The organism is Prevotella pectinovora, from assembly GCF_000834015.1.
In the GTDB taxonomy this organism is placed as follows: domain Bacteria; phylum Bacteroidota; class Bacteroidia; order Bacteroidales; family Bacteroidaceae; genus Prevotella; species Prevotella pectinovora.
The window spans coordinates 1-22,163 of the sequence record NZ_JXQI01000059.1; the positions used below are offsets into that span (position 1 = coordinate 1).

Consider the following 22,163-nt stretch of genomic DNA (forward strand, 5'->3'; position numbering starts at 1 on the left):
TATATAAATAATTTAGATCACTTACTTATAACTGTTTAAATTAATATATAATTATATGATAGGATGTCAAATTTCAGGGGGACTCGGTAACCAGTTTTTCAGATATGCCGTTTCACGTGCTTTAATGGAAAGACGTAAAGCAAATAGAAAAGGAAAGGAAACGATGTTAATTACTGGTTTATTGGATACACATGGAGTTAGTGGAAATCTATACGACTTCAATGTCGTTGAACATATACAATGTGACAACAAGCGATTGGTAATGGTCTACGGGTCTTTATTACAACGTATTGCTTTTGCTTCGGACAGAGTATTAAGAAGGGTGTTAAATAGAATGTCCCCCCCTATTTTGAAGCATAGTTATAATGATTTGTCACGTAAGCTGTTAGCAAAACTTGGACTTGTATCTTCATATAGCCCAGATACAGAGCCTATCTATTTACCATCAAGCAATGTGGATAAAGTGTTCACTTTTGGTAGTTTTGAAAAGGTTGATTATTTCTTAGGTATAGAGGATGTCTTGAAAAAGGAATTCACTCCTGTTCATCCATGTTTAAAAGCGAATGAAAAATTATATCAAGTTATACGCAATACCAATTCTGTTTGTTTGGCTATAAGACGTGGTGACTTTATGAATGACGTGAATAAAAAAATATTTTACGTTTGTGACTTGGAGTATTTCCAGAGAGGTGTTGATTATATCAAGAAACACGTAGAGAATCCGGTTTTCATAGTGTTTTCAAATGATATAGATTGGGTTAAAGCAAATTTGAATATTGATAGTGAGGTGTATTTTGAGTCTGGAAAAGATCCCGTTTGGGAGACATTCAGACTGATGTATAGTTGTAAACATTTTGTAATCAGCAATAGTACATTACATTGGTGGGCTCAGTGGCGTAGCGAAAACAAGGAAAAAATTGTTGTAGCTCCTGAAAGATGGTATAATGATCCTTCTTGGAATGAACATCTTATGCTCGATTACTTCGTTAGAATGCCTACAGGTGTTAAGAATCCCTATGTAAGTTCAAAGTAATAAATATAAATGAAACAACGTATTGATTATATCGACCGAATGAAGGGCATGGCAATTTTTTTGGTTGTCATGGGACATGTTTACGGAATGGTTTTCAACCAGGGTGAGGATATCACGTATAAATGGATAAGTAGCTTTCACATGCCTTTGTTCATGTTCTTGAGTGGTCTTGTGGCTTGCTCAGGTGTTGTGGCTCCGTGTTGTGGCTTTGGAAAGTTGGGCAAGAAGTTGAAAGGCCTGCTGTTGCCGTTGGTTGTGTTTGGAATGTGTTTCACCATGACCTTCTCAAAAGACTTCTTGACAGGCTTGATCGGCTTCCTTGCATCGCCAAACAAGAACGGCTACTGGTATCTGATGACCTTGGCTGTATTCTATGTGTCGCTTTTGCTGTATCGTTTGAATATCAAACAAAAATGGTATGTGGATGCAGCATTGGCAATTTCTGCGTAGATATGCCGATTCATGCTTTGGACAGCTTGAACAGACATGTCTTCATGCCGTTCTGCATGGTGTTTGTCATTGTGACCTTGTTTATGGCACGCCATGGTGAGACGTCGCGCTTCGAACGTATATTAGACTATGTGGGCAAGAGAACGCTTGATGTTTATGTGCTCCACTATTTCTTTATCAGCGTTGTTCATCTGCAAGACGTTGGTAAATACATGGAGGAATCAGTCAATAGTCTGCTGATGTTTATATTGGCTGTCGGCTTAGCTACAGTCATTACAGCATTGTCTGTTGGCGTAGGTAATGTACTTCATAAAGGACAGCTGATTGAAAAATTGGTTTATGGAAAATAACAAAAAAACAATAAAGGCGGTGGCTCCTTTCGCTCACCCCGGCTTCTTGAACTTCAAGCAGGCGCCATTTGCGGCTTGGGTAATAAACGGGGGGCAGGTGGCGCAGGAGCACTATCCTCCTCGGTGGCTGCACGGAGCGGCGTACCGATGGGAACTGCCTACGATATGGAAGAGTAGAAAGGAGGCGCGACTGAGGTTCGTTGAGCCGGTGTCGCTTTCGTTCGACTCGTTTCCCGACTATGCGAGGTTTGAGGTTGTGCCGATGTTCTGGGACTGCTGGCCTCGCTACTTCGAAAAGACTTGCCGATGGCTGAGAAAGCATGGGGTGAGAACGGCGATATTTTCTTCGCGTCAGACCGCAGAGAGGATGAAGGAGCGGTTCTCGGGCAAGCACGAAGGATGGCAGAAGATAGATGTTATCTGGTGTGCGGAGGCTGTAGACGAATCGGTTTATCAGTCGGGCAAGCTCTTGAAGGATAGAACTATAGACTTGCTGGAGTTCGGACGGTCGAACGATAAGGTGGTTTGTTCGGCGAAATTGGCTGGTGTGAAGATCGATGGGGCGCCGCTGCAGCATGTCTGCACCAAGCAGAACGGCAAGTTCATCTTCACCAACGAACAGCTTTACGGGGCAATGGGTGATGCCAAAGTTACCATTACTCTGCCCCGAAGTATGACGCAGCCCGAAGTTGCTGGTGATATAGAAACTCTTACGCAACGCTATTGGGAGTGTATGTTCTCACGGATGGTGATGGTGGGACATGCGCCACAGGAACTTGTTGATTTCATCGGATATAATCCTGTAATAGAACTTCGTGATGATATCTCAGCCGAAGACCTGATTGCCGATGTATTGGAAAACATAGAAATTTATCAGTCTCTTGTTGACAAAAACAGGGAAACGGCTGAAAAACTCGGAAGTTGGAAGGTAAGGATGAAGTGGCTGATGAATGAGTTGGATGATTTATATACATTAAAGGACATTTCCTGTCGCTGATTTAATTTGATAAAATAAATGATACCAAAAATAATACATTACTGCTGGTTTGGCCGTAACCCGTTGCCCGAACTGGCACAGAAGTGCATCGCTTCGTGGAAGAAGTATTTGCCTGATTATGAGATAAAGGAATGGAATGAAGACAACTTCGATGTCAATATCATTCCATATACGGCAGAGGCGTACGCTCAGAAGAAGTACGCTTTCGTGAGCGACTATGCCCGTTTCTGGATTCTGCATAAGTATGGCGGCATCTACTTCGATACGGACGTTGAGGTGATACGACCTATTGACGACATCATAGCTCGGGGCAACTTTATGGGATTCGAGACCGACCCGAATCCTGCAAAGGGCGACGCGAGCAACGCGAGCGTCAACCCCGGTCTCGGCCTGGGGGTCAACCCCGGCCTAGGGATAATAGAAAAAATGATGCACTATTACGACGGGCAGCATTTTGAATTTGTTCCTGGTGGGATTGGTCAGTTGACAATCGTGCATATTGCAACCGAGGTAATGGAGAAAGCTGGCTTGAAACAAGAAGAAGGAATACAAAAGGTAGACGATGTGTGGGTCTACCCTGCCGAATATTTCTGTCCTATCAATCTGACAACAGGCCGCATACACGTGCAGCCTAACACTCGCACTATACATCATTATGCAGGTACATGGCAGGACAAGCATTTCTCATTTAAGGAATGGTTAAAGAAATTGTTGCCAGAATGTCTGCTTCTTAAAATATTGGAGTTGAAATCTAAACATTAAAGACATAAAATGAGATCAATAGCAAGGTTTTATTCTTGGTTTTGGGTGCTTTACTTCCCATTGTGCATTGCCTTTTACGATTTGGTGAACGATTATGTAGATGAGTTCATGACGTTGATACTCATCCTTTTCACTTGCATGAAGCTACATTCTCGTTACGTCAACCGTCAACCGTTGAAGGAGGCTTGGGCGTGCATCTTGATATTTCTGTTTTACCTGGTCTATTCGTTGATACTAAAGGTGAATGTGCCGATGGCGGCAATCATCGATTTTCAGCAACAGATAAGACCATATGCCGTGTTCTACTGTACGCTGATACTGATGCCGCAATTTAGCAAGCGCCAAAAGAAGTGGATGCTGTTTTCGATTCTTGCATCCTTGGTAGGCTATTTGTTCTGGAAATGGTCGACAATATGGGAATCGGAGAATGTAATCTTCGGAAGTTTGTCGATAGGTGCCGGAATGACTTATTATCTGTTTACAAAAGAGACAGGTTTCAACCGTTATGTGTCAACAGCCATCGTTTTGTTTGGTCTGTTGTGTGGCAAGTTCAAGTATATCGGCGAGTGTGTAGCCTTTGTAGGTGTGGTATTCCTTTTGAAGAAGAAGATAAAGATTGGTTCGCAGAAAAGTATTGCATTTGCTTTAGTGCTGATTTGTGCAGTTATATTTTTTGCATGGAGCAGATTTGACAGCTATTTCATTGCGGGTATGAGCAACGACCAGTTGGCTCGTCCGATGATGTACAAGACAGCTCCGAAGATATTCATGGACTACTTTCCGTTTGGTTCCGGTCTCGGAACCTTTGGAACTTCGGCTTCTGCAAAGACTTATTATTCGCCTCTTTACTACAAATATGGCTTGGCAGAGATATGGGGTTTGTCGCCATCTGACCATGGCGCTTTCAATGCCGACTCCTTCTATCCGGGTCTTGCGCAGTTTGGCTTTGTCGGACTGTTCTTCTTCATAGTTTTTTGGAAGCGAAGGCTTTCGGCAATCAATAATATTCCAGACCTGCGCTACTACAAAATAGCAATCATGGCGTTCCTTTGTCTTGCCATTGAGAACACAGGCGATACGTCGTATCTCTCGGGACGAGGTATGGTCTACTTCATGCTGATAGCCCTATGTTTGAGTCAGAAAGAGCCGCAACGTAGATTTTTTAGGAGCCCTAATACACAACAAAATCAAAGTTTGTAAATTACACGTATTAGTGTTGCGGAACGATGAATAATCCGTTTAAAGAAAATTGACAAAATGAAAATAGGAATTTTATCGAAGAATTATGCTGCGCAACGCCTCTTTCTGAACAAGTTGCCAGAAGCCAAGTATAAGGATATACGGTTCTACAACTGGTGTTTGTGGAAGAATGCCTACCTGTGGGGACTGAAAGCGTTGGGCAAGTTGAAGATGTCGCCTGAGGAGATGGTGGCAAAGCTCTTCTATGACTTCAAGGCCTTAATGCCTACGGGCTGCGATGTGTTCCACTTCTTCAACTGCATAAACCTCGGAAAGCACAGCAAATGGGTGCTGAGCGTAGAAAGCGGCGTGCCATGGCCGGTGAATGTGACGAGATGCGTAGAAAGTGAGGACGCCGATTTGTCTACTATTGCAAAAGACAAATATGTGGAGCGAAGAATGAAAGCGTTGGCGTCACCTAACTGTCTGGCATTGCTGGCATTGAGCCATTGTACGGAGAACATACAAAGAGAGATAATAAAGCAGTTTCCGGAGTACGAAGACGCTATTGCGAAAAAACTTATCACCTTGTTGCCTCCACAGAAGCTGATAGTGAATGGGGTAGAGGAAAAAGGACTCACATGGAAAGATGATGAACGCATGACTTTCATTTACGTTGGAAGTGACTTCTATCGCAAAGGCGGACGCGAGACGGTGCAGGTGTTGGCAGATTTGCATAAACACTATGACTTCCGTCTTGTGCTGATAAGCGCGATGGCGGTTGACGAACAGCGATATCTGCGTACTGGCGATGACGAGAAAGAAGCAAAGCGACTGATAGAAGAGAATAAAGACTGGATAGAATACTACGACCGTCTGCCAAATACGGTGGTCCTCGAGAAGATGAAAGCGGCTCATGTCTGCATGTTGCCGACTTGGATGGACACTTTCGCTTACTCTGTGTTGGAGGCTCAGGCATGCGGCACTCCTGTCATCTCTACATCTCTTCGTGCTCTGACAGAGATAAACAATGAGGAAGTGGGATGGCTGATAAAGGTTCCGGTTAACAGACTTAACAATCCTATTCATCTTACAAAGAATCAGCAGGACAAATTTTCGGAAATGCTGTTGGAGGGTCTGCGAGAAAAGGTGGAATATGTTTTGCAGAACCGACAGGAAATAAAGGATAAGTCGAAGAAGTGCTTAGATAAAATAAAGAATCTCCATTCGCCTCAGGACTATGAGAAGAAGCTGAGAATGGTGTATAATGGCGACGTAAGCAAAATAAAATGACGAAAGTTTTAATGGTTGGCTCTGCGGAGCAGAGTGGGGGCGGTGTGGCAAGTGTGCTGCGCCTGATGAAGCAGATGCCGTTTTGGGAGAAGTACCGATGCGGATGGCTCGGCACGCAGATACAGCGAAGCTATGGCGTGAAGCTGTGGTATGCGCTGAAGGCGTACGCTAAGGCGCTGTTCACGATATGGGGGTATGACATCGTGCACTTCCATACCGTGCCCGACAAGATTTGCCTGATTATCCAGCTGCCGGTGCTCTTGCTGGCGCTGGCGGGCAGAAAGAAGATTGTGATGCACATACACATGGGCAATCAGCTGGAGGATCATACGCAGAACGGGTTGTTCATCTGGTGTCTGAACAGGGCGGATTGTGTGGTGCTCTTGGCGAAGAAATGGCAGAACCTCTTCGAGACGCTCTACCCAATGGTGAAGGCGAAGACGGCGGTGATATACAATGCTTGTGCTCCGACGCCTGCCGTAGACTATTCGGTTAAGGAGAAGAGCATCATCTTTGCGGCGCATCTGGACGAGAACAAGCGTGCCGACTTGCTGCTGCAGGCGTGGAAACGGTTGCGCGGCGACTTCCCCGACTGGCACATCATGATTATGGGCAACGGCGATGTGGAGGGCTACAGCCGTTTGTGCCACGATATGGGGCTTGACGACTGTGTGACCTTCACGGGCTATATCACGGGCAAGCAGAAGGAGGACGTCTGGAACAAGGCGAGCATCTACTGCATGTGCTCGCGCCATGAGGGCTTCCCGATGGTGGTGCTGGAGGCTTGGGCAAGGGGCATCGCTGTGGTGACGACGCCGGTGGGCGGTCTGCCAGACGTGATTGAGGAGGGCAGGAACTGTCTGACGTTCCCGTTCGGCGACGCTGAGGCGCTGACAAAACAGCTGCGTCGGTTGATTGAGTCGCCGGAGCTGCGCCGCAGCATGGCGGAATACTCGAAGATGTTCGGCGAGAGGGTGTTCGCACCAGAGAGAATCAGTGAGAGTGTAGATGCATTATATAAAGAAATCTTGAAATCGTAAGAATAGTCATGAATATCGAGTAAGAGGAAACTATACTCCTTTGGCATTGAATGGAGTATACATGGTGATTGATAACATTTCAATTGCTTTGTCAAAGCAAATAGGGGGGGATAAAGTCGTAGTTTGCAGTGTAAACACGCATGTAGAGAACGATATATTCCAATCAGCTTTTTATGAGCATATCCAGTTTAAAGAGCATCCATTGCGCTTTTTCTTGGATAAAAAGTTTAAAGCCTTTTTGTTGAGTTGTCCTAATGACACGGTCTTTCATTTTCATAGTGTCTTTATTCCATGGTTTCTGCCTGCAGTAAGACTGTTAAAGAAGAACGGATACAAGAGAGTTGTACTGACACCTCACGGACAATATGTGGATGAGGCGATGAATGTATCTCTGAAAAAAAGAATCTTCTTTAGATACTTTGATAGAAAGGTTATAAAGACAGTGGATGCTGTGCAACTTATTGGTGCTACAGAACAAAATAGTTATATAACATCAAATGCAAAGGAGTTTCATTTCATTCCTAACGGATGCAAGTCACAACCTGCTGTTGAAGTAAAGCAAACACCCTGCTTAACATTCGGATATATGGGTCGCCTCGATACGGAGCAAAAAGGTCTCGACATATTGATACAAGCGTTCGCCTTTTATCGTAAGCAAGGAGGTAAGGCGGCTTTGAGAATAGCAGGAGATGGTCCGGATAAGGCTTCTCTTGAGAGAATGTGTGAGATTTTAGAACTTGGCAAATCTGTTTGTTTTGTTGGCAAGGTAATAGGAGATGAGAAGTGGAACTTCTTCAAGACATGCAACTTCTTTCTGCATCCCTCCAGATGGGATGGGCTTCCGACTGGATGCTTGGAGGCTGCTGCCAGTGGCACCCCGTTAATTGTTAGTGTGGAAACTAACCTCGGTACTTACTTAAATAAATTTAAGTCGGGCTTTGTATATCTGTCTGATGGCAGACCCGTACAGGCTTTAGCGGACAGAATTTTGAAGCAGAGAGGTTGTTTGGACAAAAAGATGATTATCAGGAGATGTGCAATAATGCAAATCGCATGATTTGCGAAGAGTTGAATTGGGATAATATTGCGGATATGGACATGAAGGAATTGTATAATATCAAAAAATGACGCATCACTATTTGCTTACACGCTTCAACCTGGCTCTCTGGCAGGAGGACAAGAACGGGCACACAATAGATAGGGGAGAGTGGATAAGGAAGCGGCTGGAGCTGTTTGAGACTTATTGCCTGCCGTCTGTTGCGGGGCAGACCTGCCAGGAGTTCTGCTGGATATTGCTCGTGGACGCTGACACGCCGGCGGATCTCAGAGAGGGGATAAAGGCGTATCGTAACGTTTGTGCTCAGATGAAGTTCGTGGCGGTGAGGGCGGAGTATGCTTGCCGCTTTGCTGACATCTTCAGACAAGTAGTGATGGCGGATGTGAAGCAAAAAGGATGGAAAGAGGGCGACCTCTGCCTAACCACCTATCTCGACAACGACGACTGCATAGCCAGGACATTTGTGGAGCAGGTGCAGAAAGAATGCGTAGGGTTCGGGTTGAGCAGAGACCAGAAGCGATTCCTTTCGTTCGACTATGGCTTGCAGACCTTCACGCAGTTGCGCCATTTCTCGACTCGCATCCATTACCCAAACAACCATTTCCTCACATTGGCAGAGTGCTTGTCTGCTACAGAATCATCTCTCTCTGCTGTACGCACCTGCTATGGCTTTGGCAGTCACTTTCTGCTGGAGAGGCGCTGCTTGGCAAGGGTGGCGCACATCAACAATCGTGAGCAGCCGATGTGGATAGAGATAATACACGAGGAGAACGTGGACAATGATGTGAAGATGACGTTCGACACGCATGTCGTGAAGGACAATAGCTTGCTAAAACGCGACTTCTCGCTAAACGTAGATATTGACACGAACCACCGACTTGCTTTCTGCTTTAGGGCGTTGAAGCAAGCGTGGAGGAGAACGAAAAACAAGTTTAAGAATAAATGAAAATTCTAATCAACGCATACGCCTGCTCGCCGGGAATGGGCAGCGAACCGGGGATGGCATGGAACTGGGTGAGCAATCTCGCCAAGTTCTGCGAGCTGCATATCATTACCGAAGGGGAGTTTCGCGAGAAGATAGAGACCGTGGTGCCGACCCTGGAGCAAGGCGGGAACATGCATTTCTATTATAACCCCGTGTCGGAGAAAATTCGCAAGATGTGCTGGAATCAGGGCGACTGGCGTTTTTACAAATATTATCGTGAATGGCAGTGGAAGACGTATCTCTTGGCTAAGGATATCTGTTCGAAGGAGCAGATAGATATCCTGCATCAGTTGAATATGATAGGATTCCGTGAGCCGGGATATCTCTGGCAACTGTCGAGGGAGAATGGTGTGCCGTTTGTATGGGGACCTGTGGATGCCAAGGATAAGTTTCCTGTTGCTTATTTGGATGGTGCTGGATTGAAAACCAAGTTGTTTATGCGCCTGAAGAATTTCCTGACTGGTATCCAATTGAGATATTCTAAACGTGTGCTACTTGCTGCACGCCAGTCATCGGTTATATTCTCAGCCTCATCTAACTCGCAACGCTCTTTCAAAAAATATATGAATATAGATTCGCCTCTTCTTAATGAGACGGGATGCTATGTTCAGGATCATCCTATTGTGGATAAAACAGATAAAGAGACCTTTGATGTCCTTTGGGTTGGCAAAATGGATTTCCGCAAGCAACTTGCTTTAGCTTTACAAACTGTAGCCAAATCTGAAAACAACAAACTCCGTCTTCATATTATGGGTGGTGGTGATGCAGAATCTTATCAATCATTGGCAAAGAGTTATGGTATTGCTGATAAGTGTATTTGGCATGGTGCTGTGAGTCACGATGAGGTACAGGATATCATGCAAAAGTCGGATATCTTCCTCTTTACCAGTGTTGCTGAGGGTACTCCCCATGTAGTACTGGAAGCTATTTCCAATAATCTTCCTGTCGTTTGTTTTGACACTTGCGGTCAGGGTGATGCCGTAAATGACAAGGTAGGTAGAAAGATTCCTCTTTCTTCCCCTTGCCAGTCTGTTAGTGACTTTGCCAAACTGCTCAACGAACTTGAGGATAATAGGTCTTTGCTGAAACAATTGTCGGAGAACTGTAAAGAGAGACAGCAGGAATTGTCTTGGGAAGAGAAGGCTAAGACAATGATGGAGTGGTATGAGAAAATTTTAAGGAAATAATAAGATGTTCAAACTTAAAAATCTGGATATCCTCTGCAGCAAGGCGCAACTTGAAACGCTGCCTGAGGGAAAACTGCTTATCAATACCATCAATGCCCATTCGTATAACACGGCGCGAAAGGATTCTCTCTTTGCCGAGGCACTTACGCACGGCGATGTGCTCATTCCCGACGGAGTGAGCGTGGTGAAGGCTTGCCGATGGATAAAGGCGAAGTCGCAGCCCAGGGAGCGTATCGCCGGATGGGACCTCTTCGAGTTTGAGATGAACCGCTTGGAGGAGCTCAGTGCCATGTGTCATGGGGCAGGAGAGGGATTGGCTGACGATGCCTGCGGAGCCACAGAGGCGAAGAAGACCGTGATGTTTATGGGCAGTTCGCAGCGTGTGCTCGATCTGATAGTGGAACGTGCCGCCGAGGTGTATCCCCATCTCAGGGTGGTGACCTATTCACCGCCATACAAACCGGAGTTCTCTGCCGACGACAACCGTGCCATCGTTGAGGCTGTCAATGCCGCCGACCCCGACCTGCTGTGGATTGGAATGACGGCACCCAAGCAGGAGAAATGGACCTACTCTCATTGGCAGCAACTGGATATCCACTGTCATGTGGGCACTATCGGAGCCGTGTTCGACTTCTTCGCCGGCACAGTGGAGCGTGCACCGATGTGGTGGCAGCGTCACGGACTGGAATGGCTCTACCGTCTGCTCAAGGAGCCTAAGCGCATGTGGCGCCGCTATATCATCGGCAATGCCCTATTTCTCTGGAATATCTTTTTCAGGGAGTGACCGCCAGCCTGCCACACCGCAAATAAACCCAAAACGGGCAAGTGCTGCCTCTTACACGATTAACATATCGTCAGAGGTAGCACTTGCCCGTTATTCTTTTCAGAACTTAGTGCTCGGCTTCTGCCGTGCATTAGGCTATTGGGGGGATTTTTTGTCCAACACCTCGTATTTGCTCACTTGCGACTTGTATTCCGGCACAATCTCCTTCATCTTCTTCACTATCGCCATGTCGTCGTGGGTGTATGAAATCCTGAGCAGCTCGTCCTCGTTCTTCTTCGCCTCCTCATAGTCATACTCGCGCACCTTAGCCACCATGATCTTGGGGTTGTTCGTCGGTATGGTGTTCTCCTTGGTGGAAAGCAGCTCCTCATACAGCTTTTCGCCCTCACGCAGTCCGGAGAACTTTATCTCTATGTTCTTGGCTCCCGACAGCGATATCATACGCTTCGCCAGGTCTACGATCTTCACCGGTTTGCCCATGTCGAAGACGAATATCTCGCCGCCCTTGCCCATCGTTCCCGCTTCAAGCACCAGTTTGCATGCCTCTGGGATGAGCATGAAATAGCGGATGATGTCGGGATGCGTGACAGTCAGCGGGCCGCCCTTGCGTATCAGTTTCTTGAAGATAGGAATCACCGAACCGTTGGAACCGAGCACGTTGCCGAAGCGCGTGGTCACAAACTGCGTCACTCCCTTCACCCTGCCGTCTACGATAGCCTGGTTCAGCGACTGGCAGTATATCTCGCATATTCGCTTCGAGCAACCCATCACGTTCGTTGGGTTCACCGCCTTGTCTGTTGATATCATTACAAACTTCTTCGTGCCGTATTTCACGGCAAGGTCGGCTATGATGCGGGTGCCGTTCACGTTGTTGCGCACCGCCATGGCAGGATTGTCCTCCATCATCGGCACATGCTTGTAGGCTGCGGCATGGAACACGTATTCCGGACGGTGCACCTCGAATATCTTCTCCATGAAAGGCTTGTCGGTGATGCTGCCCACGATGGTCTGGTTCTTCACGTCGGCAAACTGGTCCTTCATAATCAGTCTCACGTCGTGCATCGGCGTCTCAGCCTGGTCGATGAGTGTCATCTCCGCAGGCTTGTATATAGCCACCTGTTTCACCATCTCCGAACCGATGGATCCCGCAGCACCGGTGATGAGCACCCTCTTGCCCTTTAGCATCTCTCCGATGGCGTTCATGTCCACCTCTATCTTTTCGCGCGGAAGCAGGTCTTCAATCTCAATCTCGCGCAGCTGGTTGTAGGTCAGTTTCGATTTGCCGTCCCATTCCTCGGCGGCAGGCATCATCATTATCTTTATGCCAGCCTGCACAAACTCGTCCACCATCGCCTGATTGTCGCGGAACTTCTCAGTCTTCAGCGGCGACACGAGCAGCACCTTCACGTGCAGGTGTCTCATCTGCTGGGCTATGCCCTTCTTGTTCAGATACACCCTCTTGCCCATGATATACGCATTGCGCATATCCGGTCCGTCGCTGATGAAAGCCTGTAGCATGTATTTCTTCTCCCTCGTGGCAAGGATACTGTTGGCAAGGCTCACTCCGCCGCTCTTCGTGCCGTATATCGCCACCGGCTGAGCCTTGTCAGCCATGAATCCGTCGAACATGGCACGCACCATCATCCTCTCTACCCACATCAGCATGGCAGAGCAAATAAACATCATGAGATTTCCGCGCAGCGACTGATGCATTATCACGCCGTCAGTCCCGGCCTCGTTCATCACGATGCTCACCAGATACGACAGACAGGAACCGACAAACGCCGCCTTGCCCACCCGCTCAAGGTCGATGAGCGACGAATAGCGCAATATTCCGGTGTAGGTGTGGAACAGGCGGAAGCACACGCCGAATATCAGCACGCAAATAAGGTTGCCTGCCGTGAGCTGCCAGAAATTCTGTGCAAAACCGTCTCCTCCAAATTCCAGATAGCTGCCCACGTAGCTCGAGAAGAACACTGTGAGGCAGTCTATAAACAGTATACACCAATAGGGTAGCGCCCTACTTGAGAAATACCAGTCGGATAATCTGTAAAATACCTTCATAATCCTTTTTGTCCCTTAATAATAAAAAGTGGTTTGATACTTACTTCGTTGATATGCAATAATGTCGTTCCTTAGAGGTGTTGGAACTCGTAGTCAACAAACAATAATCGCCATTACTAAATACTATCTTTTGCAAAGGTACTCATCTTTTTCGTTTCGTAACAACTTTTTCTGACATTTTTAGTTAAAAGCCTCATGATTTGTTGATTTTTGATAGACTTCAATGAAATTTCTGGTACCCCTAACAACGGCCGCCCTATCTTGTCGCGGTTTTGTCGCACCCTAAAACCAAAAAAAAGACATAACTCGTTGTTCTTACAACTTGTTATGTCGTTATTAGTTGCGGAGGCAGGATTTAAAATGTATCCATAACTATACTGCGACGTTTTTCTGAGAGAAAGTGCATATAAAAAGTGTTTGAGAGAAGAATGAGGAAAGTTTACTGGTTATCAGTTACTTTCCTCATTTTGGTTAAAAGAGGCGAGGACAGACGAAGACGGGAATACGACAATATGAGACAGAGGAACGTTACCTATCCGTAACCTATACCCCAAATGGGGAATGTTGAGGTTCGGAAGAATAAGGAAGGTTACGAATTGGATTTGAACGCTCTGATTTATAGTGAGTTACTAATGAGCAACGTAAGGTTTTTGGTTACGAACCAAATTTGCCGTGTTCTGCCGTGAAATGCGTAGCAAGAAAAGACTCTTCATGTATTAATTTTGAACGCAAAAAAGAATGACGTTATGAAGAGTACATTTTCAATTATCTTCTACCTCAAAAGACAGGTAGTAAAGAAAGATGGTACAGTTCCAGTTATGGGACGTATCACTGTGGACGGAACACAGGCACAGTTCAGTTGCAAGATGACTGCGAATCCCAATTTGTGGGATACCAAGGGCGGACGCATGATAGGTAAGAGTATGCAGGCTTTGGAGGTGAACCGCAAATTGGACAAGATGCGTGTGAGTATCAGCAAGCATTATCAGGAGATTATGGACAGGGACAACTTCGTCACTGCCGACAAGGTTAAGAACGCCTTTCTTGGATTGGAGTATCGCTGCCATACCTTGATGAAAGTCTATGAGCAAAGCAGGGATGAAATGGAAAAACAATACAAGGCTGGCATGAAATCTTTGAGCACATTCACAAAATATAGAATCGGTTGTGCTTACGTGGGCGAGTTTTTGCAGTCGCATTATCGTGTAAAGGACATTGCCTTGAAAGAATTGTCCCTGCCGTTTATTACGAACTATGAGACATTCCTTAGAATAGACAAGCAACTGAAGATAAATTCCGCAATGGTGTTTGTCCGTAATCTCCGTGCCATGATTTTTCGGGCGATTGATAACGAGTGGCTCGTCAAAGACCCTTTCAGACGATACGAGTACAAGAACGAGGAAACAACAAGGGAGATTCTGACAAAAGAAGAAATTAACCTGTTGATGGAAACTCCTATCACCAGAAAACATATGGGGTTGGTGCGTGACTTGTATCTATTTTGCTGTTTCACAGGTCTCGCATTCATTGACCTGTACAACTTGAAGGAAGAGAACATCAAGACATTTTTTGAAGATGGCGAGTGGATTGTTATCCACCGACAGAAGACAGGAACGGAAGCCGACATCAAGTTGCTTGACTATCCCAAGCAGATAATGGAGAAATATCGTGGATTGTGCAAGGATGGCAGAGTCTTTCCTGTACCACCTTATAGAAATTGTCTGCGTTCGCTCAAAAGATTGGGAAAGAAATGCGGTATCACCAAGCCACTTTCCTGGCACGTGGCAAGGCACTCGTTCGCAACCTCGGTTTGCCTCTCCAATGGTGTACCAATAGAAACAGTAAGTTCCATGCTTGGTCACAAAGACATCAAGACCACGCAAGTGTACGCCAAGATTACCAAGGAAAAGTTGAGCAAGGATGTAGAAAAGTTGTCCCAACAACTCAATCACATTGAGGAATTCACATTCGGGGATGTTTGCAGCGATAATACAAGCACAAAAAAGGCATAGTATGAAACGACAAGTGATAACAATACAGGAAAACATGGTTATCTACGCTCCACATCATGGTGAGGTATGGATGACTGCTTGGGAAATAGCAGAACTGTTGTATGTGACAGGTACATTTGTGAATAATGCTATCAAGCGAATTTGGAAGCAAGGTGTCCTAAAGGATTTTGAGCATTCACAATACATCAAACTTGAAAATGGATATTCAGCTGATGTCTATAGCTTAGACGTGATAGTCGCCATTGCATGGCAAGTGGATACTTACCAAGCATTGCTTTTCAGAAGATGGCTTGTTGAAAAGATAGGAAATCGCAAAGAATGTCAAGCTACTCCAGGAAAGCAGGGGCGAACGACGATTATCGTGATGAATGGAACGATGCCGAGAGGTATCAGTTAAGCATTACACCTTAATTATATAATAGCGTACAGGGAAGAAATACCAAATGGTTGTATCACTCTGTGCGCTTTTTGCTTTCTATTTGTAGCGCAGTTTGCATATTTTAGAATGTTTGTCATCTATTACAGTGCGCTTTATTACACAAAATAATCGAGATATTCAAGCGTATTGGCTTAAATAGCCTTAAATTTGTGTTGTAGTATTTATATTTCCTGTCATTTCTTGTCTTTTCTCAATAAATTTTCGTATTTTTGTAGCCGGATTGTATAGCCAGACCGCAGTTGCTTTTGCAAGCAAGATGGATTCAGTTTATTACGTTTTCAAGGATAGTATTAATACAAATGGAGATGATATATATGATGACGTTAAATTGAGAAATATGCTTATTGAAAATTATCAGAATCTTGATAAAATTAAAGAAATCGCTACAGCAACTGGTGGAGTGTTTGTTCAGGTATGTAATGAAACTCAATTACCAGAAGCTATCCTACAAATACAGAATGCCATTTCTTTTGAAAAGAGGTCTTTGAAGAAAGCTGCTAAAATGTTCAAACCTGATAGAGGAATGCTGGTGAAATTATACAAAGAAATATATGATGTGTCTAAAATACCACTTTAGCTAAGGAGTGAATGATTACTTCTATATTCTACCCGTTGGCGGAATTAATTTGGTCGATATGAGCAAAAGTTTCCCATATCGCTGATTCTCAGTAAAAACGAGAATTTCTGAAAAACTGTCAGATTGTCTGGTTTTTTATCGTAATATTCTGGCAATCAGACCGTTGGCTACCAGGCAATTGTCAGCCTATTGTCTGGATGGTTTGCTGATGAAAAAAGAATTATCAGATGAAAGGAATTAAGACGACAGAAATTGCATGCGCTGGCAGAATTCTGAAAACAGGGATATGGGTATTACAACATCAACTTATTGGGCAGATGTCAGACAGCAAATCTGCCCAACAGGGGCAAGCACGTTGCCCATGATGGGCAAGCACGTTACCCCACTTGGGCAAGCATCGTGCCCATTTTAATACAAACTGACATTAGGATTAAGTGTGCGCTAATCTAATTCCGCCAACGGGTATATTCTATATCTCTTAAACAGACAAATAACAAACTTAGAAGTTGTGCCCGACACGGAGTAGGGTTTTAAGATATGAAATTATGTATAAACAGTGGATGTAAACATGAATTGGACGATTATCAAGAGAGATGTCCATATTGTGGTTGGTCACAAAAATCATTCAAAATCGACAAGTCTGACGAAAAAAGGAATGCAGATTTATCAAATACTACATTTGATCAGCACACCGATTTTTCTAACGAAGCATTTGTTACGCATAAAGAGAGAAATGCCTTTGTTTCAATATGGTTATATTTCTCGATCGTTGCTAATGTATTAGTGAGTTTGATAAACTTCTTCCCGAAGCAGGCATGGGGAAGTAATTATCCTGATGCAGCAATACCTTTATCCATAGTAAGTGGAGTTTTTGGAGTAATCAATATTATAGCCATCGTCATACTTTTGAATTGGCGTAAAAGTGGATTCTTATTATTAACCATATCAAGTATAATTGGAGGACTTTTAGCTATGCTAACATCATCATTCCCAGTTGGACTATTGGGTATTGTTGTTTGGTATTTCATTCTTCAAATAAAAAAGGATGGAAAATCATGTTGGGAACAATTGTCATAAACAAACAAAAGAGTAATTGTTATGGGAATATTCGATTTTTTCAAATACAAATGTGGCTATACCCAAAAGGGACTTACTCTTGAAGATTGCATCGTAAAGATGTTCGTTTCAGCAGGTATGGAACCTTACCGAGATGGGAATAAGTTTTCTGTGGTAGTACTAGGCAAGCATTATACGTTCATAGCGTTCATAGTCACGATAAGCTGTATGGAAGGAAATGAACTATGTGTTTATGTCCGCTTCCCAGAAACAGTTAGAAAAGATGTTGCATCTGCTGTTAATTACGAAGTGAAAAGATTAGGCAAAGAAGCAGTTGAGACTTTGCCTGAGGCACAGGTTCGCTTGTTGGAAAAAGGCGATGGCTATCATATTATTGTGGAGACGGTGAAAAAATTTGAAGAGTTGTCAGACAGTACACCTGATGAAATCCAAAATTTAATGAACCATTCGGTTGATATTCTCGATGGCAAGAATTTCGAATCATTGTTTTCCGCCATATTCGGATATAAGTCATACGAAGAAGCAACGAAGATGCCCGTTGAATATACGGGAGGATATAGAGGAAATGTTAAATTTAAGGATGGATATCGTCAAAATTTGGATGATGCGCCCAACCTCAGCGACTCACGATTTGCAGGACGGCTTATGGCCTGTGCGATGAACATTATAGCCAAGAAAGGTAATGATGAAATATCGGAGCAAGCAACCGAAGCGATTCAAAAATCTTTTGACAGTTACATTCAAATTGCTTATGATATTGCGAATGAAGAAGAACGTGATTTGATAAGAAAACTCCGATGCCTTGCTAAGGCTAAGAATAAAGATGATACAGATGAAAATGATTTTGTACAAGGTAAGATGGAGGGGTTAGTAATCTGTAATGATAATCCATGGGATTTGGTGTATGAAGAGGGAAAGTCCAATGATATAGATATGTCAGAAGAAGAAAAACTATATAGGGAATTATGTTTATCACAATATCAAGGTCTACCACTTGTACAAAATGATTTGGGGGAAGATATGGCATTAGTGACTCAGGTGATTGGGCGGTATTGGAAACCACGTTACTTGATGGACAAAGAGGCAAGATGCGCATACGAGTTCATGTCTATTGATGAGGTGCTGCAAATCGTGACAGATGAAGATATTGAGTGGGATAGTATGAAAGGGCTTCCACAAGATGCTTTTGATAGAGCGAAAGCGCATTCGTTTCATTTCCCTGGTCATGTATATCAATATAAGAATGGCGTGGCAGAAGTGGAATGGCAGCTTAACCCTGATGGTATGTACTATCGTGATGACGATGGATTTGGTATGACAGATGATGAAGAAATCAATCTTTATGGTGCTATTGACAGAAAAGGTAAGGTTGTAAAGAAGTTCACTTTGAAAAGATAATCAATCAGCAGGATTATTCTGAAAGTATAAAATAGCAGAAGGCTATGTAGTTTGTATTCCATGGTCTTCTGCTTTTTGTTTTCCAATGCAGTTTTTTTCTGATAGTAAATGGTTACTTCGGTACTCTATATCTCATAAACAGACAAATAACAAACTTAGAAGTTGTGCCCGACACGGATTAGGGAAATCGATATGAAGAAAATTAAGATTACAGAGCAGATACATGTCCTTGGAACTACGTTTAAGGATATTTACGAGATAGCAGACTATTCGTGTAAGGAAATGCCCAAGGATGGTGTATATGTAGGGCAGCTCGTGAGACATCATCTTTGGTTTGATGAATGCGATTATCTCAGCGACAATTATTGGCATCGTAGCTTTGTATTTGCAAAGTCAAAAGATGAGGTTGAAAACAAATTGGAAAAGTTAAGAGAGTTTCAATTCCCTGGATTTAGGGAAGAATGGGCTCCAATGATTTACTGGGACGACGAATACGATGATATGAAAGTAACAGATGATATTACACTATGAAAAAACTTCTGTTTATATTCCTTATGCTTGCAGTTCTTACTGGCTGTCATGGTTTGCGTATGGGAGTCGGATTAAAAGGGGAAGTCATTGACGAAGATACCCTTGTCTTGGATGGTGATACGTTCACTATTCAAGAACGAATTGGTGACAGTCTGTTTATCGTTTGGAACTATGAACATTCCGATGAAAAGACACCATGCTACCTTCTAAAGTATGAACGTAATGGCTTCTATTATCCTCAAATTGGAGCAACAAATATCACTTCTATTGACAATACCGTCAACTATGTGAGCATTGACGACAATGATGTTTATGACATTAAGGATAGAAAGATATTGTTCTCATCTCCATGCTGTGAGTCTGGATTTTATTATCTTGGTCAGTGGAAAAGCTTACATCTTTTCGCAAGTTCTGATACGATTTGCTTCTCTGATGGAAAATGTGTTGGACTCCAAGATGATGTGTTTTGTCGCAAACCTAAGAAAGAAGGTATGGTAACTTTGGTGGCAGGGGCACAAACAAAAGATGTTTCATTCGGTGACTTATACAACGCAAAGAAAAAGAGTGATGCCCCCGATACGACAACAGAAAGATTGGCAAAGAACTATTATATCAAGCCAAGGAGTAAGTACGAACGGATGGAAGCTGGATTTAGTGTTGATTTGGATATACCGAAAGGTGATGCTGAGTCTGACAAGGCTATTCGGGAATGGATGATGGCTGCTATTAGAGACGATGCGTTTTATCAGTTGGAAAACAATCGGGGCATTCCTGTTGGGAAGTGTACATCGTTAAAGGATTTACAGCTTTCTTTGGATAAATATGGTGTGTTGTGGGAGAAACTTTGTCGGGCAGAGTATCAAATAGAAGATACATTGGAGCTTAGAATGACTTGCAATATAAGAGTGAGGAAAGTGGCAGACTGTGATGACTATACCACATACTATTATTGGGCAAGCCTTTACAATGGAGGACTTCATGATTTGCCTCGTGAGTATTATATCACATATGACAAGCAAAGAGGAGGATTGCTTGATGTCGGCAACTCTGTGAAGCCATCCATGATGCAACGGTTCCGACATATGGTTTTGGAAAGTTTGAAGAAAGAATACGATTTTTGCTACGAACGTGAAAATTCATGGGAGGATTTCACGCATAGTATTTTTTCTTTCCATTGTCCAATGATTGATACAAGCGGTATGGACGAGGTAATGCGGTCATTTCTTGTACATAATTATTCTTGCGATGATTGGGCTGGATGGAATGGTTACAACGAAAAGGCATTTACCGAGAAGGATTTTCCTTTGACTCACTTTGCCGTACTGCCAGAAGGCATTGTCTTGACATATCATCCTTATCAGATTGATTGCTTTGCTGCAGGCGAATACCATGCAGTTATACCTTTCAAGGAAGCTAATAGATGTTTGATGTTCGACTATTCCAAGCATGAGGACTTGAAACCAAAGTTGCAAAGATTCATCAAGTGGTAAAAATGACAATATCAAGAATAATATAAGAGAAAAAGCTACGTTACTTATATATAAAATGTTACATTTGCCTCTATACTATCATAAACTAAAAATAATCATAATATGGAGATAAGATATGCAACAATAAGTAAGACCGGTAGAAGGCATAATAACGAGGATGCTTACAAGGTCATTGATATGCCACAAAACAACCTGTTTATGGGAATAGTCTGTGATGGTATGGGTGGTCATTCCTTTGGCGAGGTGGCAAGTGAGGCAGTCTGCGATGCCATTTCAAAATACTGGCAGGATAATACAGACACTCCAGATAGTGACCAAAAAGTTGTTATGGCTTGTAAAAAGGCTTGTAATGCCATCAACCAGAAATCCTATGACCTCAGCCATGCAGAGATGGGTACTACGATGGTCATGGCCAGCATTGAAGGTGACAAGGCAACAATAGCCCATGTGGGCGATAGCCGTTGCTACCTGCAAAGGCAAGGTGAGGGATTGCTTTACCAGACCGAAGACCATTTGCGTATCGATTTCGGATGGGAAGTGGTGTCACGCTGTTTCTTCACCTATCGCCCGGAAGTCGCTGTTCCCGATGTCAGGCAGTTCACCATTCAGAAAGGAGACAGGATATTACTCTGTTCTGATGGCTTGTACAAGAGCATGGCACCCGACATCCTGCAAGCAAGGATGTTGGACGACAAGCCCTTGGAAGATATACTCGATGTATTTGACTTTCTCTGTCAAAAACAAGGTGATGACAACTATACGGCAATATTGATTGAAATAGAATAAAAGAGAGACAAGATGAGAAAGACACTATTAGAAATTGATTTTGCTATCTGTTCATTGTGGACTATAGCTGCATTGGGAAGCAGAATGGCATGGGTCGATACCCCTGCAACATGAAATCTCATGTTTTCTGAAGAAAGTTGATATAATATCAACAACTCTTCCACTCTCTTATAATGAACGATAAAAATGAAAAGACTATGAACGAGAAGTATGAAAAGAAGATACAAGCCGATGTGGACGCTATCTTCACATTGATGGCTCAACGAGTGGACGAGAAGCAGATGAACTTGCTGCATGAAGCATACGACTTTGCAGCTTATGCTCACAAAGACCAACTGCGCAAGTCGGGTGAACCCTATATCAGTCACCCTGTTGCCGTGGCACGCATTGTGGCAGAAGAGCTGGAGCTGGGAGCAAACCCTGTTATGGCAGCTTTTCAACATGATGTTGTGGAGGATTGTCCGTACAGTATAGATGAGATCCGTGAACGTTTCGGGGATGATGTGGCATTTCTTGTCGGTGTCGTGACGAAGCAGAAGAAAGCCCAGTATGACCAGTCGAAGCAGGTGGATAACTTCCGCCAAATGCTATCGTCTGTACAGTTTGATGTGCGTGCCATACTTGTGAAGTTGGCAGACCGACTTCATAATATGCGCACGCTAAGCAGTATGC

General features: G+C 43.9%; 22 protein-coding genes. 21 read left to right on the plus strand and 1 reads right to left on the minus strand.

All coding sequences use genetic code 11. The features are described 5' to 3' along the window. Window positions 1-55: 55 nt before the first annotated feature. The 12 genes from ST42_RS07105 to ST42_RS07160 all read left to right on the plus strand — a co-directional run bounded on the left by ST42_RS07105 (window position 56) and on the right by ST42_RS07160 (window position 11,117). Entirely contained in the window at window positions 56-1,033 is a 978-nt protein-coding gene (locus ST42_RS07105; protein ID WP_044072993.1) for an alpha-1,2-fucosyltransferase, read from the plus strand. Window positions 1,034-1,042: 9 nt separating this feature from the next. Further along, window positions 1,043-1,483: an acyltransferase family protein gene (locus ST42_RS13180; RefSeq protein WP_082028610.1), complete on the plus strand. Its 441-nt coding sequence runs from the start codon at window positions 1,043-1,045 to the stop codon at window positions 1,481-1,483. A 2-nt stretch (window positions 1,484-1,485) separates the two neighbouring features. Beyond that, window positions 1,486-1,833 (plus strand): OpgC domain-containing protein, encoded by a 348-nt coding sequence (locus ST42_RS07115; RefSeq protein ID WP_044072994.1) that lies wholly within the window; start codon window positions 1,486-1,488, stop codon window positions 1,831-1,833. Beyond that, the gene (locus ST42_RS07120) at window positions 1,823-2,830 is read left to right on the plus strand and encodes a hypothetical protein (protein WP_044072996.1); all 1,008 of its coding nucleotides are present in this window, start codon (window positions 1,823-1,825) and stop codon (window positions 2,828-2,830) included. Before ST42_RS07115 ends, ST42_RS07120 begins: the two co-directional genes overlap by 11 nt. 18 nt (window positions 2,831-2,848) lie before the next feature. Continuing rightward, a complete protein-coding gene (locus tag ST42_RS07125) occupies window positions 2,849-3,592 on the plus strand; it encodes a glycosyltransferase family 32 protein (RefSeq protein WP_044072997.1) in 744 nt (247 codons plus the stop codon). Window positions 3,593-3,676: 84 nt separating this feature from the next. Further along, complete coding sequence (locus tag ST42_RS07130) at window positions 3,677-4,792, plus strand: hypothetical protein (protein ID WP_197068924.1); 1,116 nt, start codon at window positions 3,677-3,679, stop codon at window positions 4,790-4,792. 57 nt (window positions 4,793-4,849) lie between these two features. Then, complete coding sequence (locus tag ST42_RS07135) at window positions 4,850-6,064, plus strand: glycosyltransferase family 4 protein (RefSeq protein WP_044072999.1); 1,215 nt, start codon at window positions 4,850-4,852, stop codon at window positions 6,062-6,064. After that, a complete protein-coding gene (locus ST42_RS07140; protein WP_082028611.1) occupies window positions 6,061-7,104 on the plus strand; it encodes a glycosyltransferase family 4 protein in 1,044 nt (347 codons plus the stop codon). The genes ST42_RS07135 and ST42_RS07140 overlap by 4 nt, the downstream gene beginning before the upstream one ends. 61 nt (window positions 7,105-7,165) lie before the next feature. Next, window positions 7,166-8,161, plus strand: a complete 996-nt coding sequence (locus ST42_RS07145; RefSeq protein ID WP_044073001.1) for a glycosyltransferase family 4 protein — start codon at window positions 7,166-7,168, stop codon at window positions 8,159-8,161. Between the two features lie 67 nt (window positions 8,162-8,228). Then, window positions 8,229-9,107 carry a glycosyltransferase gene (locus ST42_RS13185; RefSeq protein ID WP_052488271.1) on the plus strand — a complete coding sequence of 293 codons (879 nt, stop codon included), beginning with the start codon at window positions 8,229-8,231 and terminating at the stop codon, window positions 9,105-9,107. Further along, window positions 9,104-10,333 carry a glycosyltransferase family 4 protein gene (locus tag ST42_RS07155; protein WP_044073002.1) on the plus strand — a complete coding sequence of 410 codons (1,230 nt, stop codon included), beginning with the start codon at window positions 9,104-9,106 and terminating at the stop codon, window positions 10,331-10,333. Before ST42_RS13185 ends, ST42_RS07155 begins: the two co-directional genes overlap by 4 nt. A 4-nt stretch (window positions 10,334-10,337) precedes the next feature. Further along, on the plus strand, window positions 10,338-11,117 hold the full coding sequence (locus ST42_RS07160; protein ID WP_042517417.1) for a WecB/TagA/CpsF family glycosyltransferase: 780 nt from the start codon (window positions 10,338-10,340) through the stop codon (window positions 11,115-11,117). Between the two features lie 135 nt (window positions 11,118-11,252). On the opposite strand, the gene ST42_RS07165 is transcribed toward ST42_RS07160, so the two are convergent. Beyond that, window positions 11,253-13,181, minus strand: coding sequence for a polysaccharide biosynthesis protein (locus ST42_RS07165; protein ID WP_044073003.1), 1,929 nt, complete (start codon window positions 13,179-13,181; stop codon window positions 11,253-11,255). Between the two features lie 746 nt (window positions 13,182-13,927). Here ST42_RS07165 and ST42_RS07170 point away from each other — a divergent pair. The 9 genes from ST42_RS07170 to ST42_RS07210 form a co-directional block, all read left to right on the plus strand. Then, the gene (locus tag ST42_RS07170) at window positions 13,928-15,193 is read left to right on the plus strand and encodes a site-specific integrase (RefSeq protein WP_042517439.1); all 1,266 of its coding nucleotides are present in this window, start codon (window positions 13,928-13,930) and stop codon (window positions 15,191-15,193) included. Between the two features lies 1 nt (window position 15,194). Beyond that, the gene (locus ST42_RS07175; protein WP_042517421.1) at window positions 15,195-15,590 is read left to right on the plus strand and encodes a hypothetical protein; all 396 of its coding nucleotides are present in this window, start codon (window positions 15,195-15,197) and stop codon (window positions 15,588-15,590) included. 298 nt (window positions 15,591-15,888) lie between these two features. After that, complete coding sequence (locus ST42_RS07180; protein WP_042517422.1) at window positions 15,889-16,209, plus strand: hypothetical protein; 321 nt, start codon at window positions 15,889-15,891, stop codon at window positions 16,207-16,209. 537 nt (window positions 16,210-16,746) lie between these two features. After that, a complete protein-coding gene (locus ST42_RS07185; protein ID WP_044073004.1) occupies window positions 16,747-17,286 on the plus strand; it encodes a hypothetical protein in 540 nt (179 codons plus the stop codon). A 207-nt stretch (window positions 17,287-17,493) separates the two neighbouring features. After that, the gene (locus ST42_RS07190) at window positions 17,494-18,684 is read left to right on the plus strand and encodes a hypothetical protein (RefSeq protein ID WP_156139325.1); all 1,191 of its coding nucleotides are present in this window, start codon (window positions 17,494-17,496) and stop codon (window positions 18,682-18,684) included. 192 nt (window positions 18,685-18,876) lie between these two features. Further along, complete coding sequence (locus ST42_RS07195) at window positions 18,877-19,215, plus strand: hypothetical protein (RefSeq protein WP_044073006.1); 339 nt, start codon at window positions 18,877-18,879, stop codon at window positions 19,213-19,215. Beyond that, window positions 19,212-20,705, plus strand: a complete 1,494-nt coding sequence (locus ST42_RS07200) for a DUF3298 domain-containing protein (protein WP_044073007.1) — start codon at window positions 19,212-19,214, stop codon at window positions 20,703-20,705. The genes ST42_RS07195 and ST42_RS07200 overlap by 4 nt, the downstream gene beginning before the upstream one ends. Before the next feature lie 102 nt (window positions 20,706-20,807). Then, window positions 20,808-21,491 carry a PP2C family protein-serine/threonine phosphatase gene (locus ST42_RS07205; protein WP_044073008.1) on the plus strand — a complete coding sequence of 228 codons (684 nt, stop codon included), beginning with the start codon at window positions 20,808-20,810 and terminating at the stop codon, window positions 21,489-21,491. Window positions 21,492-21,688: 197 nt separating this feature from the next. Continuing rightward, window positions 21,689-22,163: HD domain-containing protein (locus ST42_RS07210; RefSeq protein WP_156139326.1), on the plus strand; the 475-nt coding region annotated here is incomplete at its 3' end.

What these genes read in the sequence shown, in the direction of transcription:
- ST42_RS07120 (WP_044072996.1), top strand. Translation starts at nt 1,823, where the DNA reads ATGGAAAATAACAAAAAAACAATAAAGGCGGTGGCTCCTTTCGCTCAC.
- ST42_RS13185 (WP_052488271.1), top strand. Translation starts at nt 8,229, where the DNA reads ATGACGCATCACTATTTGCTTACACGCTTCAACCTGGCTCTCTGGCAG.
- ST42_RS13180 (WP_082028610.1), top strand. Translation starts at nt 1,043, where the DNA reads ATGAAACAACGTATTGATTATATCGACCGAATGAAGGGCATGGCAATT.
- ST42_RS07145 (WP_044073001.1), top strand. Translation starts at nt 7,166, where the DNA reads ATGGTGATTGATAACATTTCAATTGCTTTGTCAAAGCAAATAGGGGGG.
- ST42_RS07175 (WP_042517421.1), top strand. Translation starts at nt 15,195, where the DNA reads ATGAAACGACAAGTGATAACAATACAGGAAAACATGGTTATCTACGCT.
- ST42_RS07140 (WP_082028611.1), top strand. Translation starts at nt 6,061, where the DNA reads ATGACGAAAGTTTTAATGGTTGGCTCTGCGGAGCAGAGTGGGGGCGGT.
- ST42_RS07105 (WP_044072993.1), top strand. Translation starts at nt 56, where the DNA reads ATGATAGGATGTCAAATTTCAGGGGGACTCGGTAACCAGTTTTTCAGA.
- ST42_RS07185 (WP_044073004.1), top strand. Translation starts at nt 16,747, where the DNA reads ATGAAATTATGTATAAACAGTGGATGTAAACATGAATTGGACGATTAT.
- ST42_RS07200 (WP_044073007.1), top strand. Translation starts at nt 19,212, where the DNA reads ATGAAAAAACTTCTGTTTATATTCCTTATGCTTGCAGTTCTTACTGGC.
- ST42_RS07190 (WP_156139325.1), top strand. Translation starts at nt 17,494, where the DNA reads ATGGAAGGAAATGAACTATGTGTTTATGTCCGCTTCCCAGAAACAGTT.
- ST42_RS07125 (WP_044072997.1), top strand. Translation starts at nt 2,849, where the DNA reads ATGATACCAAAAATAATACATTACTGCTGGTTTGGCCGTAACCCGTTG.
- ST42_RS07165 (WP_044073003.1), bottom strand. Translation starts at nt 13,181, where the DNA reads ATGAAGGTATTTTACAGATTATCCGACTGGTATTTCTCAAGTAGGGCG.
- ST42_RS07180 (WP_042517422.1), top strand. Translation starts at nt 15,889, where the DNA reads ATGGATTCAGTTTATTACGTTTTCAAGGATAGTATTAATACAAATGGA.
- ST42_RS07205 (WP_044073008.1), top strand. Translation starts at nt 20,808, where the DNA reads ATGGAGATAAGATATGCAACAATAAGTAAGACCGGTAGAAGGCATAAT.
- ST42_RS07195 (WP_044073006.1), top strand. Translation starts at nt 18,877, where the DNA reads ATGAAGAAAATTAAGATTACAGAGCAGATACATGTCCTTGGAACTACG.
- ST42_RS07170 (WP_042517439.1), top strand. Translation starts at nt 13,928, where the DNA reads ATGAAGAGTACATTTTCAATTATCTTCTACCTCAAAAGACAGGTAGTA.
- ST42_RS07155 (WP_044073002.1), top strand. Translation starts at nt 9,104, where the DNA reads ATGAAAATTCTAATCAACGCATACGCCTGCTCGCCGGGAATGGGCAGC.
- ST42_RS07115 (WP_044072994.1), top strand. Translation starts at nt 1,486, where the DNA reads ATGCCGATTCATGCTTTGGACAGCTTGAACAGACATGTCTTCATGCCG.
- ST42_RS07160 (WP_042517417.1), top strand. Translation starts at nt 10,338, where the DNA reads ATGTTCAAACTTAAAAATCTGGATATCCTCTGCAGCAAGGCGCAACTT.
- ST42_RS07135 (WP_044072999.1), top strand. Translation starts at nt 4,850, where the DNA reads ATGAAAATAGGAATTTTATCGAAGAATTATGCTGCGCAACGCCTCTTT.